This is a genomic window from Bradyrhizobium forestalis (assembly GCF_002795245.1).
GTDB lineage: Bacteria > Pseudomonadota > Alphaproteobacteria > Rhizobiales > Xanthobacteraceae > Bradyrhizobium > Bradyrhizobium forestalis.
The window spans coordinates 45,114-58,356 of record NZ_PGVG01000030.1 but is presented as its reverse complement, the minus strand read 5'-3'; the positions used below and the strand labels follow the sequence as shown (position 1 = coordinate 58,356).

Genomic DNA, 13,243 nt, shown 5'->3' with positions numbered 1-13,243 from the left:
AGCCCCGTTTGCGTTTGAATGTTGTCTGAGCGATCACAGCAAGGCCCTCGCTGCTTTCACCGTGTCATCGAATTTCTCGTCCAGCCACGCATTGCCGCCGCGGCAGCCAGCGACGACCTGCGCGGCCCACTCCACGTAATCGGCGAGATCCTCGCGCTCCTCGGCACTCGGGTCGGTCTGAATGCGCGCCTCTGTGTTGCTGATCTTGTCGGCGATCTTGATCAGCTTGGCGCCAGGGGACTTCTTCGGCGCTTCGAGCACCTGAAGGCGCCGCCGCTCGGCCTTCGGCAAACTCATATCGTCGGTGCACTCAACGACGAGTGAAGCGACACGCTCCGGAAATGTCTGCGCGAGCTCCTCGCGCGTGGTGTCGGTATCCTCGATCGTATCGTGCAACCAGCCCGCTGCGACCAACTCGGCATCGGCCCCCTCGGTCGCGGTGGCGAGCAGGTTCGCGACCTCGGCGAGGTGATTGACATAGGGCTCATTGCCGCGCCCTTTGCGCGCCATGCCATTGTGGCGGCGCGCGGCAAGCTCGGCGGCCTCCGAGACGAGGCGGATTGGGGAGAGCATGATCATGCCTCTTTCGAGTCGTCAGAGGCACCGCTCTCTCCGTTCCCTCCCCCCTTGCGGGCAAGGCAATCGCATATGGTGCGCACGGTGCGGCGGCATCGGCACTGGGCTCCCTCCCCCGCTTGCGGGGGAGGGTTGGGGAGAGGGTGTTTCCGCGTCGGGATTGCCGGGGATTGCGGAAGATTTCCCTGCGTGGCGAGAGCCCTCACCCGCCGCGCTCTGCGAGCGCGTCGGCCTCTCCCGCAAGCGGGAGAGGCCGAGCAAGCCCGCGGACAATCCCCGTGAAATCCATATGCGATTGCCCTCCCCCGCAAGGGGGGAGGGAGCCCGACCAGTTTGCTCACCTCACTGTAGATCACCGCGCTCGCCTCAGCTCACTCTCACAGCTTCCCCATCACGTCGCCGCGGAAACCGTAGATCGTCTTCTTTCCCGCCAGGGCGACGAGCTGGACGTCGCGGGTCTGGCCGGGCTCGAAGCGGACGGCGGTGCCGGCGGCGATGTCGAGGCGCATGCCGCGGGACTTCTTGCGGTCAAACTTCAACGCGGGGTTGGTCTCGAAGAAATGGTAGTGCGAGCCGACCTGGATCGGGCGGTCGCCGGTGTTGGCGACCGTCAACGTCACGGTCTTGCGGCCGGCATTGAGCTCGATCTCGCCGTCCTGGATGAAGAGTTCGCCGGGGATCATTCTATCCTCCTCGTCATTCCGGGGCTCGCGCAGCGAGAAGGCCGGAATCTCGAAACCAAAACCTCTGGATTCCGGGTTCGCCCTGCGGGCGCCCCGGAATGACGAATTCAAACTACCTGATCGGCTCGTGCACTGTGACGAGCTTGGTGCCATCAGGAAAAGTCGCCTCGACCTGGATGTCGTGGATCATCTCGGGAATGCCGGGCATCACCTGGTCGCGGGTGAGGACCTGCGCACCGGATTGCATCAACTCGGCCACGGTGCGGCCGTCGCGGGCGCCTTCGAGAATGAAATCGGAGATGATCGCGACCGCCTCGGGATGGTTGAGCTTGACGCCGCGGTCCAGCCTGCGGCGCGCCACGATGGCCGCCATCGAGATCAGAAGCTTGTCCTTTTCGCGGGGAGACAGGTTCATGCGAGATCTCTTCCGTTCAACACGTCAATTCAGCCAGTCAGTTCAACCAGAGCCGCGGCAAGGCCGCACCCGTGCGCGCCAGCACCGCCATCATGTCGGCGCGCAAACGCGCCGCATCTTGGGCACAGAACCGGGCCATTGCAAAGCCATTCCAGGCGGATATCCCGACCTCGCCGGCGAAAGAGTCCGAAGCCTCGCGGATGCGCTCGACCAGTGACTCGTCGCCGGGCACGATCAGCGCCGTGCCGATTGCGGCCCCGCCCTTGGTAACCGCGGATCGCGCGAGCTTGACGCCGATATCGCCATCGAGCCTGATGGTCTCGGCGAACACCAGCTTGCCACTGCGACGCAGCCGCCAGCGGTCGACGAACTCGCCCTGCTCCATCCGCTCGCCCATGGCGGCGCGACCGAATACGACGATCTCGCAGAGCAGTAGCGAGGCGGCTTCATCGAGCGCGATGTCGAAGCGGCGGTGGACCTTGGCGCGATCAAACAGGATCGTCTCCTGGGGCAACCAGGACAGATGCGCGCCCGCGGCAACCTTCAAGGCAATACTGAGCTGCGCCGCGGCCCCGGGCGCACGATAGACCTTTTCGGCCGCCGCCGTGGTCAATGTCAGCCGCGAGTCCTGGCCAGCTGCGATGTCGATGTCAAAACTGTCCCCGCCGGCGACGCCGCCAGCCGTGTTGACGAACACGCCGGAGAGTCCCTCGCCTTCCGGCGAGGGAAAGCGCACGCGCAGGGAGCCGGATTCATGCAAGACCCCGCGCCGCGTCACGCCATCGCGGGCATGGACGTCGAAGCGCACCGCGCCGCGGGCACGGTTCGCCTCGAACACCCCGGATGTGACTGAAACGTCGCTGCGCATCCGCCTCCCCAGCCGGTCGCGGCAGAATGGCCTACAGCGCCATCTGGCGGCTGATTTCGCTCGCGTCGAGATTGGAGCGATCGCAAGTGAACTTCACCGCACCGCGATCCATCACGGCGAAACTGTCGCCGAGTTCGCAGGCAAAGTCGAGATATTGTTCAACCAGCACGATGGCGATGTTGCCGAGGTTGCGCAAATATGAAATCGCGCGGCCGATGTCCTTGATGATCGAGGGCTGGATGCCCTCGGTCGGCTCGTCGAGCAGGAGAAGCTTCGGCCGCATCACCAGCGCGCGGCCGATCGCGAGCTGCTGCTGCTGGCCGCCGGAGAGGTCCCCGCCGCGCCGGCCGAGCATGGATTGCAGCACCGGAAACAGCGAGAACACGTCGTCCGGAATGTGCCTGTCCTCGCGCTTGAGTGGACCGAAGCCGGTCTTGAGGTTCTCCTCGACCGTTAGCAGCGGAAAGATCTCGCGGCCCTGCGGCACGAAGCCGATGCCCTTGCGGGCGCGCTCATAGGGCTTCAGGCCGGTGATGTCGCTGCCGTCGAGCACGATCGCGCCCGAGGAGATCGGATATTGCCCGACCATGGCGCGCAGCAGCGAGGTCTTGCCGACGCCGTTGCGCCCGAGCACGCAGGTCACTTTGCCCGGGTCCGCCGAGATGGAGACGCCGCGTAGCGCCTGCGCCGCGCCGTAGAACAGGTTGATGTCCTTGACCTCAAGCATCGCTCAGCGTCCCAGATAGACTTCGATGACCCGCTCGTTGGACGAGACCTGGTCGATGGTGCCTTCGGCGAGCACCGTGCCTTCGTGCAGGCAGGTGACCTTGACGCCGAGCTCGCGCACGAACGTCATGTCGTGCTCGACCACCATCACGGTATGGGTCTTGTTGATCTCCTTCAAGAGCTCGGCCGTGAGATGCGTCTCGACGTCGGTCATGCCGGCAACAGGCTCGTCGACCAGCAGCAGTTTCGGGTCCTGCGCCAGCAGCATGCCGATCTCGAGCCACTGCTTCTGGCCATGACTGAGGCTGCCGGCAAGGCGGTTACGTGCGTCGGTGAGGCGGATCGTCTCCAGCACCTTGTCGATGCGCTCGGACTCAGCCTTGCTGCCGCGCCAGAACAACGTGCCGCGAACCGAGTGGTCGACATTGAGCGCGAGCAGCAGGTTGTCCTGCACGGTCTGGCTCTCGAACACGGTCGGCTTCTGGAACTTGCGGCCGATGCCGAGCTCGGCGATGCGGGTCTCGTCGAGCCGCGTCAGGTCGGTGACGCCGTCGAACAGCACGGTGCCCTCGTCGGGCTTGGTCTTGCCGGTGATGATGTCCATCATCGTGGTCTTGCCGGCGCCGTTCGGGCCGATGATGGCGCGCATCTCGCCGGGCTCGAGTGTCAGCGACAGATTGTTGATGGCGTGGAAGCCGTCGAACGAGACGTGCACGCCATCGAGGTAGAGCATCGCCGAGGTTGCGCGGGTGTCCATGACGTTCATGACCGCTCCTCCGCCATCTTGGGTTCGGTGACGCCGTCTTCGGCCGCCGCGCTCGCAATGGCCGCGGCAGTGCGCTTTTCCTTCGACTGATCCCACCAGGCGTTGAAGGTGCCGACGATGCCCTTGGGCAGCAGCAGCGTCACCAGGATGAACAATGCACCCAGCATGAACAGCCAGTACGGCGCCAGCACGCCCGATGTGAAGAACGTTTTCGCGTAGTTGACGACGACGGCGCCGAGCGCGGCGCCGACCAGCGTGCCGCGGCCGCCGACCGCGACCCAGATCACCGCCTCGATCGAATTGCCCGGCGCGAATTCGGATGGATTGATGATGCCGACCTGCGGCACATAGAGCGCACCGGCAACGCCGGCCATGCAAGCCGACACCGTGAACACGAACAGCTTGTAGGATTCGACGCGATAGCCGAGGAAGCGCGTGCGCGATTCCGCGTCGCGCACCGCGATCAGCACCTTGCCGAGCTTGGACGAGACGATGGCGCGGCAGATCAGGAAACCGACGATCAGCGCCAGGCAACTCAGCGCGAATAGCGCGGCACGCGTCCCCTCCGCCTGCACGTTGAAGCCCAGAATGTCCTTGAAGTCGGTCAGACCGTTATTGCCGCCGAAGCCGAAATCGTTGCGGAAGAAGGCGAGCAGCAGCGCGTAGGTCATCGCCTGCGTGATGATCGACAGATACACGCCGGTGACGCGGGAGCGGAAGGCGAGCCAGCCGAAGCAGAAGGCGAGCAGGCCGGGCACGACCAGCACCATCAGCGCCGCGAACCAGAACATGTCGAAGCCGTACCAGTACCAGGGCAGCTTCTGCCAGTTCAGGAACACCATGAAGTCGGGCAGGATCGGGTTGCCGTAGACGCCGCGGGTGCCGATCTGGCGCATCAGGTACATGCCCATGGCGTAGCCGCCGAGCGCGAAGAACGCGCCATGGCCGAGCGAGAGAATGCCGCAATAGCCCCAGATCAGGTCGATCGAAAGCGCCAGGATCGCGTAGCAGACATACTTGCCCCAGAGCGCGACGAGATAGGTCGGCACCTGCAGGAACGAGTTCGCGGGCAGCAGCAGGTTGGAGAGCGGGATGAGGATGCCGCAGGCCGCCACGATCGCGAGGAAGATCGTCGCGCTGCGGTCAAGCGATCGCGTCAGCATGTGAGGGGTCATGCTTCCACCGCACGGCCCTTGAGCGCGAACAGGCCGCGCGGGCGCTTTTGAATGAACAGGATGATGAGAACCAGGATCGCGATCTTGCCGAGCACGGCGCCGGCGACCGGCTCCAGGAACTTGTTGGCGATGCCGAGCGTGAAGGCGCCGACCAGCGTGCCCCAGAGATTGCCGACCCCGCCGAACACCACGACCATGAAGCTGTCGATGATGTAGCTCTGGCCGAGATTGGGGCTGACATTGTCGATCTGCGACAGCGCCACGCCGGCGATACCGGCAATGCCCGAGCCGAGGCCGAAGGTGAGCGCGTCGACGCGCGAGGTGGCGATGCCCATCGAGGCCGCCATGCGGCGGTTCTGCGTCACGGCGCGCATCTCGAGGCCGAGCGCGGTGTAGCGCAGCATCGCGAGCAGGATCGCGAACACCGCGAGCGTGAAGAGAAGGATCCAGAGCCGGTTATAGGTGATGGTGATCTGACCGAGCTCGAACGCACCGCTCATCCAGGAGGGATTACCGACCTCGCGATTGGTCGGGCCGAACATGGTGCGCACGGCCTGCTGCAGCACCAGCGACAGGCCCCAGGTCGCCAGCAGCGTCTCCAGCGGACGGCCGTAGAGGAAGCGGATGATGCTGCGCTCGATCAGCACGCCGATGGCGCCGGCGACGAGGAAGGCGAGCGGCACCGCGATCAGCAGCGAATAGTCGAACAGGCCGGGATAACGGGTGCGGATCACCTCCTGCACCACAAAGGTGGTGTAGGCCCCTAACATCACCATCTCGCCATGGGCCATGTTGATGACGCCCATCACGCCGAAGGTGATGGCGAGCCCGATCGCGGCGAGCAGCAGCACAGAGCCAAGCGAGAGGCCGTACCAGGCGTTCTGCACCATGGACCAGATCGCGAGCGAGTTCTGGATCGAGCCGATCGCGCTCGCGGCGGCCTTGGTCACCGAGGTCGGCTGATCGCCCATGCCGGTGAGCAGCGCCAGCGCCTCCTGGTCACCGCGAGCCTTGAGGGTGGCGACGGCCTCGAGCTTCTCGACCTCGGTGGCGTCCGACTTGAACAGCAGGATCGCGGCGCGGGCCTCACCGAGCGCGGTCTTGACGGATCGGTTGGTTTCCTTGGCGAGCGCGGCATCGACCGCCTCGAGTGCGGTCTCCTCGTGCGACTTGAAGACCGACTGCGCGGCCTGCAGGCGCGTCGACAGATCGGGCGATTGGAGCGTCAGGCTGCCGAGCGCGGCATCGACGCTGCGACGCAGGCGGTTGTTGAGGCGAACCGCGCTCGCACTGTCGGGAACGCTGGCGACGGCCTCGCCGGTCGCAGCGTCGATCGACTTGCCGTCGGCGCCGGTGACGTAAACCTTCTTGCTGTCAGGATCGGCCATGAGGCGGCTGTCCTGAAGCGCGCTGATGATGGGGAACGCCAGCTTGTTGCCGCTGCCCGCGACCACGCCGATCGCCTCTTCCGTGTCGGAAAAATCGTCATTGGCGAACTTGGCGACCGCATCCTCGAACGGACCGGCAAAGGCCGGCAGCGCGAACGCGATCAGAAACAGCGAGAGCGCAAGCGAGCAGAGACGTGCGGACAAATGGGCTGGCACTGTGAAAGACCCCGGCAGAAATGAGTGGAGAAGGCGGCGGGATCGCCGCCCTCTCCGGTCGTGCGATGGAACGTCAGATCCGGATCAGGAGCCCGAACCGAGGCACTTGTTGGTCTTTGTGTTGAAGTTGCCGCACTTCTTGCCGACCCAGTCGCCGATCAGGTCCTTGGAGCCGTCGAGCTCCTTCGACCAGGCATCGCCCGCGACGAGGCCGGGAGTCTTCCAGACCACGTCGAACTGGCCGTTGCCCTTGATCTCGCCGATGAACACCGGCTTGGTGATGTGGTGGTTCGGCAGCATCTTCGATACGCCACCGGTCAGGTTCGGCGCCTCGATGCCGGGCAGCGCGTCGATCACCTTGTCCGGATCGGTCGACTTCACCTTCTCGACGGCCTTGATCCACATGGCGAAGCCGATCACGTGCGCTTCCATGGGGTCGTTGGTCACGCGCTTCGGGTTCTTGGTGTAGGCCTGCCAGTCCTTGATGAACTTCTCGTTCGATCCGTCCTTTGTCTTGATCGACTGGAAGTAGTTCCAGGCGGCGAGATGGCCGACCAGCGGCTTGGTGTCGATGCCGGCGAGCTCTTCCTCACCGACCGAGAACGCCACGACCGGGATGTCCTTCGCCTTGATGCCCTGGTTGCCGAGCTCCTTGTAGAAGGGCACGTTGGCATCGCCGTTGATGGTCGAGACCACCGCGGTCTTCTTGCCGGCCGAGCCGAACTTCTTGATGTCGGCCACGATCGTCTGCCAGTCGGAGTGACCGAACGGCGTGTAGTTGATCATGATGTCTTCCTGGGCGACACCCTTGGACTTCAGATAGGCTTCCAGGATCTTGTTGGTGGTACGCGGATAGACGTAGTCGGTGCCTGCGAGCACCCAGCGCTTCACCTTCTCTTCCTTCATCAGATAGTCGACGGCGGGGATCGCCTGCTGGTTCGGCGCCGCACCCGTATAGAACACGTTGCGCTCGCTCTCCTCGCCCTCGTACTGCACGGGGTAGAACAAAATGTTGTTCAGCTCCTTGAACACCGGGAGCACCGACTTACGCGACACCGAGGTCCAGCAGCCGAACACGACCGAGACCTTGTCCTTGGTGATCAGCTCGCGCGCCTTTTCGGCGAACAAGGGCCAGTTCGACGCGGGGTCCACGACGACGGCTTCCAGCTTCTTGCCGAGCACGCCGCCCTTCTTGTTCTGCTCGTCGATCAGGAAGAGGATGGTGTCCTTCAGCGTGGTTTCGCTGATCGCCATGGTGCCGGACAGGGAGTGCAGCACGCCGACCTTGATGGTGTCGTCCGCGGCCTTCGCGCCAGTCAATGAAGCCAGACCAAGCACTAGTCCGGCGGTCGCGGCGAGCACGCCGCGGCGGCTAAATGACGCCGCTATATCGTGAGTGGATTTGCTAAACATGAGTGTCTCATCTCCCTGACGCAGACGTGAAAACGCTGCGAAACGGCCCCACGGCCGCCTGCGATTAACGGAATCGCAAGAACCATGCCATGGACTGGACACACAACAAGCAACTGATTTCATTTGAAAATTTGGCGCAAATCGGAGTTTTGCAGCCGCTCACCTGCTCAAAACTTGGGCGAATAAAATGTATGCTAATGTGGCAGACAGTTCATTTTTTGAGCAAAATGACACTTCTGTCTAAATTTCCGGCATAACTATTTCTGCACCGCAACCGCTATTTGGGGCCGACTTGCCTTGAAAGCGCCCCCTCGATGTTCCATATGAGCGGTCGAGACCTCTTGCGAATCGAGGGGTCGTTGCGAGCCGCGTGTTCTTAAGCCCCCTACGGGCCTCTGGCTTGCCCCATATCTCCCAAGCCATCCGACACCCCAAACACGCAGGTGTCTTCTCGACACCCTTTTGCGCGCGCCGCGCTGAATGCGCCGGGCGCCCGCTTTTGACATGGAAAGAACCCTCTTTTGACTTCGTTTCAGGACTTCGGCCTCGCCGAACCCATCGCGCGCGCTCTTCATGAAGAGAACTACGTCACCCCCACCCCGATCCAGGCCCAGACCATCCCGCTGGCGCTGACCGGCCGCGATGTCGTCGGTATCGCCCAGACCGGCACCGGCAAGACCGCGTCCTTCGCGCTGCCGATCCTGCATCGCCTGCTCGAGAACCGCATCAAGCCGCAGCCCAAGACCGCCCGCGTCCTGGTGCTCTCGCCCACCCGCGAGCTGTCCGGCCAGATCCTCGACAGCTTCAACGCCTACGGCCGCCACATCCGCCTGTCCTCGACGCTTGCCATCGGCGGCGTGCCGATGGGCCGCCAGGTCCGCGCCCTGATGCAGGGCGTCGACGTTCTGGTCGCCACTCCCGGCCGCCTGCTCGACCTGGTGCAGAGCAACGGCTTGAGGCTTTCCAGCGTCGAGTTCCTCGTGCTCGACGAAGCCGACCGCATGCTCGACATGGGCTTCATCAACGACATCCGCAAAATCGTCGCCAAGCTGCCGATTAAGCGGCAGACGCTGTTCTTCTCGGCCACCATGCCGAAGGACATCGCCGAGCTCGCCGACGCCATGCTGCGTGATCCCGCCCGCGTTGCAGTGACTCCGGTCTCCTCGACCGCCGAGCGGATCAACCAGCGCATCCTCCAGGTCGACTTCTCGGCCAAGCCCGCCTTCCTGACCAAGCTCCTGAGGGACGAGCCGATCAACCGCGCGCTGGTCTTCACCCGCACCAAGCATGGCGCGGACAAGGTGGTGAAGACGCTGGCCAAGGCCGGCATCGCCGCCAACGCCATCCACGGCAACAAGTCGCAGAACCATCGCGAGCGCACGCTCGCCCAATTCCGCTCGGGCGAGATCCGCACCCTGGTCGCCACCGACATCGCCGCCCGCGGCATCGACGTCGACGGCATCAGCCACGTCATCAATTTCGACCTGCCCAACGTGCCCGAGACCTATGTCCACCGCATCGGCCGCACCGCGCGCGCCGGCGCCGACGGCACTGCGATCTCGCTGGTCGCGGGCGGCGAGGAACTCGCCTATCTCCGCGACATCGAGCGGCTGATCCGCGTGGCGCTGCCGCGGGAGGATCACCGCACCGACGCCGGCCGCCGCGATGCCGGCCCCGCCCCGTCGCAGCCACGACAGGGCCGGCCGGGCGGCCGCCCCGGCCAGCGCCCGCAAGGCGCGCGGCACGGTGACGGGCGGCGTGCCGACGAAAGGCATGCCGACGGGCGCCACCATAGTGCCGGGAAGCAAGGCGACGTAAGGCACGGTGAAGGTCGGCACGCCGAGGCAAGGCATGCTGACGGACGGCCCGGCAGCGGCCCGAATGCCTCCAAGGGTTCTCGCCGCCGCCGCTCCGGTGGTAAGATGCATTCATCGCCTGTCGACCGTCCGGAACAGCGTTCCGCGCATAGCGCCGGGACGCCTGATGGGATACAAGGCGTTGCCTTTTTGCGCCGCGAGAGTCGGCCAAACAGCCAACCGAACCGCAAACCCTATTCGCACTAGCCGTCCACGACCTGGAGACATTCATGGCTAAGGAAGAGCTGATCCAGTTCGAAGGACTGGTCACCGAGATCCTCCCCGACGCCCGCTACCGCGTGCAGCTCGACGCCGGACACGAGATCGTTGCCTATACCGCCGGCAAGATGAAGAAGAACCGCATCAAGACGCTCGCGGGCGACCGCGTGACGGTGGAGATGTCGCCCTATGATCTCGAGAAGGGCCGGCTGATTTTCCGCCACAAGGACGAACGTCCCAGCGCGGCGGGCGGACCGCCCCGTCCCGGACAGCGCGGCGGCCAGTTCCGCCGCCGCTAGTCGGCCACTGCGCGGGGACGCGGGATAAAATTCCGACCTGTAGTTTGATCCGCCGTTGATTCACGGCGGATCAAAAAATCGTGCGCGTCCGGATTGTTTCGGACCCCTGTTTTCGATAAAATGAATTAATCGATTTTCGGCCGGACGACATTAGCATCCACCGGTACAGCCGGTCAGACACGCTGACGACCCTTCCAGAAATTCGATCTAACCTGCCCGCGCGAGCGGGCTCTGACACTGTGTTATCTGAGAAGGGACTACCCCCATGAGCATGGGAACCGTGAAGTGGTTTAACGCGACCAAGGGCTTTGGCTTCATCCAGCCCGACGACGGCGGACAGGACGTGTTCGTTCACATCAGCGCCGTGGAGCGCGCCGGTCTCGGCTCGCTGCGCGAAGGCCAGAAGATCTCCTACGAGATCGTGGCCGACCGCCGCTCCGGCAAGTCGGCGGCGGACAACCTCCGCGCTGCGGGCTGAGCCCGCCGGGCCCTTGGCCCGACCGGCGCAAGCGAGCCAAAGCAAACAAAGAGGCCGTGCGTCACGCACGGCCTCTTTCATTTCGGGGTCGGCTCGTAAATCTCAACACGTCGACGGTACGCCGTTGTAGGGCACGCAGGTGACCTGGCGCGGCCGCGTGTAGGAGAGATCGCTCAGCGTTATGCTCGACTTCAACACGTAGCCGACGGTCGGCGTGTAAGTGTAGTTGGCTTCGCTCAGTATGAGATAGCTCGACGGGATCAGCAGCGTCGGGGGAATCATCGCGGTGACCTTGTCGCCGGCTTTCCGAGTCGAGGTCGCCAGAGTGGCTTGCGTCGCGCCGCTCGCAATGGTGCCGGCCCTGCTCCACTGGACCGTGGCAATGCTGTCGGCATCGATGTAGATCTGGGAGATCGCGCCCTTCACGAGCGTAGCGTCGTAAGGCATGATGACCGAGATGCTTGCCGTGAACGCATCCTTCATGCCGGCATCGTCGAGCGTCGTCGACTGTGACGTCAAATCGGACAGTGTCCGTGCGATCACCGTGACTTTGCGGTCGATCGCCACGGCGGACGAAAATTCGACGGTGCCGAAGAACATCACCAGCATCAACGGTACGATGACCGCAAATTCGGTTGCCGCCAGCGCGCGCTTGTCGGCGACGAAGCCGCGCAGCGAGCAACGTGCATTACTCCAGATATTCGCAATCGCCCGCATCGGTCCGCTCAGATCCATCTGCCTCAGAAGGGTTCGTTCTTGAAGGCCGCTGTCGCCACCATCAGGCGCTTGTTGTTGCACCCCATGTTGTAGCCGAGGCCGGTGATGATGAGCGGCCACTGATAGAACAGGCGCACCACGACGACCTGGCCGGAGGTCCCGGCACTGTACTGCATGCCGGTTGGGTTGAAATTGCAGGAATCGCCATAGCTTGTGAGGCTGAGCGTCCCGAAGGAGCTGGTGCTGACAACGTCGACGTAAAGCTTGCTGCAATCGAACAGCGCCGGGATCTTAGTGCAGACATAGGCCTTGAACGTTGTCTGATCGCATGCAGAGACCGTGTTGGGTGCGGTCTGACAGGCCGCCAACGAGCCGCCCTGTGCCTGCGCCTGGCCAGTCAGAATCGCACGTGCGGAGTCCTGCGCGATAGTCTCGAGCACCTGGCTCGAGAAGAACATCAGCGCCGTCTCGATGATCGCGAACAGCAGCCCGAAGAACATCGGTGCGACCAGCGCAAACTCGACGGCTGCGGAGCCGCGGCGGTTGCCGCGAAACCGGACCAGCGCTTTCCGGAGCGTGAACCTCGTAGGTGCAGGCGATGGCATCTCGTCAAATTCCCCAGCAACGGGCGATCATCTGCCCGTTCAATAGCGGAAACTGATTGTCTAAGTGTTTCAGGCGATCCGCGTCCGGCGGACCGCGCCGTTAGGAATGCGTTAACCAGATGCGCCCCGAAGCGCACGGAAACACGGCGCGCGGAGAGACGCCGCCCTCGAATCCGGAAAGCAGCCTGGCGGGATGCTGCCCCAGCAGACCCGCCGGTCGGCTAGTTGGGTTTCGCGGCCGCGCCGGCACCGCCACCGCCGCTGGCACTGCTGCTCAGCGAGCCGGCCTGGCTCATCGTGTTGTTGAAGTAGGTATCGCTGTCGCCGAGCGTCACGCGACGCTGGCAAAGCGGTACGCAGCTGTAGGACTCGCGCTCGATCCCGCGATAGACGGTGACGAGCCGGTCGCTGGGACCTTCAACCTGGATCTGGCGGTCGACCAGAATCTCGCCGCCCCGGTCGAGCGCGATGAAGTTGGTGGCCCCATAGCCCTTCCCGGTCACGACGATCATGCCGCCCGGCTGGAGCGTGACGTCGGCGATCAGGGGATTGCCGACCACGATGGTCGCCACCTTGCCGGGCAGCCGGACCAGCTTGGCCTGGTCGACGTTGACGGCGATGGTGTCGGCGGTGGGCTCGGCAAGGCCAGCGGCCGGCCATGCCAGCACCGCGGCGGCAACCAGAAGACAGACGCGCGCATGACGGCGCAGCAATTCTTTACGCATACTCTTACCCCCGGGACGTCACAAACCGGCAGAAGCGACTCGACACGGCGGAGCCGGTGCCCGACCCGGCTAACCTGCCTTTAATTCGTGAACGTTCCGCAAACTCGCCGACTATTGT

15 protein-coding genes are annotated in these 13,243 nt (G+C 64.1%); 3 read left to right on the top strand and 12 right to left on the bottom strand.

Translation table 11 applies throughout. The features are described from left to right. Positions 1 to 33 precede the first annotated feature (33 nt). The 9 genes from CVM73_RS28385 to urtA all read right to left on the bottom strand — a co-directional run bounded on the left by CVM73_RS28385 (position 34) and on the right by urtA (position 8,226). A complete protein-coding gene (locus CVM73_RS28385) occupies positions 34 to 573 on the bottom strand; it encodes an HD domain-containing protein (RefSeq protein WP_100235127.1) in 540 nt (179 codons plus the stop codon). A 380-nt stretch (positions 574 to 953) separates the two neighbouring features. Continuing rightward, complete coding sequence (locus CVM73_RS28380) at positions 954 to 1,259, bottom strand: urease subunit beta (RefSeq protein ID WP_092227079.1); 306 nt, start codon at positions 1,257 to 1,259, stop codon at positions 954 to 956. A gap of 112 nt (positions 1,260 to 1,371) precedes the next feature. After that, positions 1,372 to 1,674, bottom strand: coding sequence for an urease subunit gamma (locus CVM73_RS28375; RefSeq protein ID WP_027553946.1), 303 nt, complete (start codon positions 1,672 to 1,674; stop codon positions 1,372 to 1,374). 37 nt (positions 1,675 to 1,711) lie between these two features. After that, positions 1,712 to 2,542: an urease accessory protein UreD gene (locus CVM73_RS28370; protein ID WP_100235095.1), complete on the bottom strand. Its 831-nt coding sequence runs from the start codon at positions 2,540 to 2,542 to the stop codon at positions 1,712 to 1,714. A 31-nt stretch (positions 2,543 to 2,573) separates the two neighbouring features. Further along, positions 2,574 to 3,269: an urea ABC transporter ATP-binding subunit UrtE gene (gene urtE / locus CVM73_RS28365; protein ID WP_100235094.1), complete on the bottom strand. Its 696-nt coding sequence runs from the start codon at positions 3,267 to 3,269 to the stop codon at positions 2,574 to 2,576. Between the two features lie 3 nt (positions 3,270 to 3,272). Further along, positions 3,273 to 4,034, bottom strand: coding sequence for an urea ABC transporter ATP-binding protein UrtD (gene urtD, locus CVM73_RS28360; protein ID WP_100235093.1), 762 nt, complete (start codon positions 4,032 to 4,034; stop codon positions 3,273 to 3,275). Beyond that, entirely contained in the window at positions 4,031 to 5,209 is a 1,179-nt protein-coding gene (gene urtC, locus CVM73_RS28355; RefSeq protein WP_100235092.1) for an urea ABC transporter permease subunit UrtC, read from the bottom strand. The genes urtD and urtC overlap by 4 nt, the downstream gene beginning before the upstream one ends. Beyond that, positions 5,206 to 6,813: an urea ABC transporter permease subunit UrtB gene (gene urtB / locus CVM73_RS28350; protein ID WP_100235091.1), complete on the bottom strand. Its 1,608-nt coding sequence runs from the start codon at positions 6,811 to 6,813 to the stop codon at positions 5,206 to 5,208. The genes urtC and urtB overlap by 4 nt, the downstream gene beginning before the upstream one ends. An 84-nt stretch (positions 6,814 to 6,897) precedes the next feature. Further along, the gene (gene urtA, locus CVM73_RS28345; RefSeq protein ID WP_167407115.1) at positions 6,898 to 8,226 is read right to left on the bottom strand and encodes an urea ABC transporter substrate-binding protein; all 1,329 of its coding nucleotides are present in this window, start codon (positions 8,224 to 8,226) and stop codon (positions 6,898 to 6,900) included. 521 nt (positions 8,227 to 8,747) lie between these two features. Here urtA and CVM73_RS28340 point away from each other — a divergent pair. The 3 genes from CVM73_RS28340 to CVM73_RS28330 all read left to right on the top strand — a co-directional run bounded on the left by CVM73_RS28340 (position 8,748) and on the right by CVM73_RS28330 (position 11,078). Continuing rightward, positions 8,748 to 10,289 carry a DEAD/DEAH box helicase gene (locus CVM73_RS28340; protein WP_100235089.1) on the top strand — a complete coding sequence of 514 codons (1,542 nt, stop codon included), beginning with the start codon at positions 8,748 to 8,750 and terminating at the stop codon, positions 10,287 to 10,289. Between the two features lie 23 nt (positions 10,290 to 10,312). Next, positions 10,313 to 10,600, top strand: a complete 288-nt coding sequence (gene infA, locus CVM73_RS28335) for a translation initiation factor IF-1 (protein ID WP_092292310.1) — start codon at positions 10,313 to 10,315, stop codon at positions 10,598 to 10,600. A 265-nt stretch (positions 10,601 to 10,865) separates the two neighbouring features. Beyond that, entirely contained in the window at positions 10,866 to 11,078 is a 213-nt protein-coding gene (locus CVM73_RS28330; protein ID WP_014439634.1) for a cold-shock protein, read from the top strand. Positions 11,079 to 11,180: 102 nt separating this feature from the next. On the opposite strand, the gene CVM73_RS28325 is transcribed toward CVM73_RS28330, so the two are convergent. The 3 genes from CVM73_RS28325 to CVM73_RS28315 all read right to left on the bottom strand — a co-directional run bounded on the left by CVM73_RS28325 (position 11,181) and on the right by CVM73_RS28315 (position 13,125). After that, positions 11,181 to 11,795 carry a TadE/TadG family type IV pilus assembly protein gene (locus tag CVM73_RS28325; RefSeq protein ID WP_167407114.1) on the bottom strand — a complete coding sequence of 205 codons (615 nt, stop codon included), beginning with the start codon at positions 11,793 to 11,795 and terminating at the stop codon, positions 11,181 to 11,183. 23 nt (positions 11,796 to 11,818) lie between these two features. After that, positions 11,819 to 12,400, bottom strand: coding sequence for a TadE/TadG family type IV pilus assembly protein (locus tag CVM73_RS28320; protein WP_100235087.1), 582 nt, complete (start codon positions 12,398 to 12,400; stop codon positions 11,819 to 11,821). A gap of 221 nt (positions 12,401 to 12,621) precedes the next feature. Continuing rightward, entirely contained in the window at positions 12,622 to 13,125 is a 504-nt protein-coding gene (locus tag CVM73_RS28315) for a pilus assembly protein N-terminal domain-containing protein (protein ID WP_100235086.1), read from the bottom strand. Positions 13,126 to 13,243: the final 118 nt, after the last annotated feature.

What these genes read in the sequence shown, in the direction of transcription:
- CVM73_RS28385 (WP_100235127.1), bottom strand. Translation starts at nt 573, where the DNA reads ATGCTCTCCCCAATCCGCCTCGTCTCGGAGGCCGCCGAGCTTGCCGCG.
- CVM73_RS28380 (WP_092227079.1), bottom strand. Translation starts at nt 1,259, where the DNA reads ATGATCCCCGGCGAACTCTTCATCCAGGACGGCGAGATCGAGCTCAAT.
- CVM73_RS28375 (WP_027553946.1), bottom strand. Translation starts at nt 1,674, where the DNA reads ATGAACCTGTCTCCCCGCGAAAAGGACAAGCTTCTGATCTCGATGGCG.
- CVM73_RS28370 (WP_100235095.1), bottom strand. Translation starts at nt 2,542, where the DNA reads ATGCGCAGCGACGTTTCAGTCACATCCGGGGTGTTCGAGGCGAACCGT.
- urtE (WP_100235094.1), bottom strand. Translation starts at nt 3,269, where the DNA reads ATGCTTGAGGTCAAGGACATCAACCTGTTCTACGGCGCGGCGCAGGCG.
- urtD (WP_100235093.1), bottom strand. Translation starts at nt 4,034, where the DNA reads ATGAACGTCATGGACACCCGCGCAACCTCGGCGATGCTCTACCTCGAT.
- urtC (WP_100235092.1), bottom strand. Translation starts at nt 5,209, where the DNA reads ATGACCCCTCACATGCTGACGCGATCGCTTGACCGCAGCGCGACGATC.
- urtA (WP_167407115.1), bottom strand. Translation starts at nt 8,226, where the DNA reads ATGTTTAGCAAATCCACTCACGATATAGCGGCGTCATTTAGCCGCCGC.
- infA (WP_092292310.1), top strand. Translation starts at nt 10,313, where the DNA reads ATGGCTAAGGAAGAGCTGATCCAGTTCGAAGGACTGGTCACCGAGATC.
- CVM73_RS28330 (WP_014439634.1), top strand. Translation starts at nt 10,866, where the DNA reads ATGAGCATGGGAACCGTGAAGTGGTTTAACGCGACCAAGGGCTTTGGC.
- CVM73_RS28325 (WP_167407114.1), bottom strand. Translation starts at nt 11,795, where the DNA reads ATGCGGGCGATTGCGAATATCTGGAGTAATGCACGTTGCTCGCTGCGC.
- CVM73_RS28320 (WP_100235087.1), bottom strand. Translation starts at nt 12,400, where the DNA reads ATGCCATCGCCTGCACCTACGAGGTTCACGCTCCGGAAAGCGCTGGTC.
- CVM73_RS28315 (WP_100235086.1), bottom strand. Translation starts at nt 13,125, where the DNA reads ATGCGTAAAGAATTGCTGCGCCGTCATGCGCGCGTCTGTCTTCTGGTT.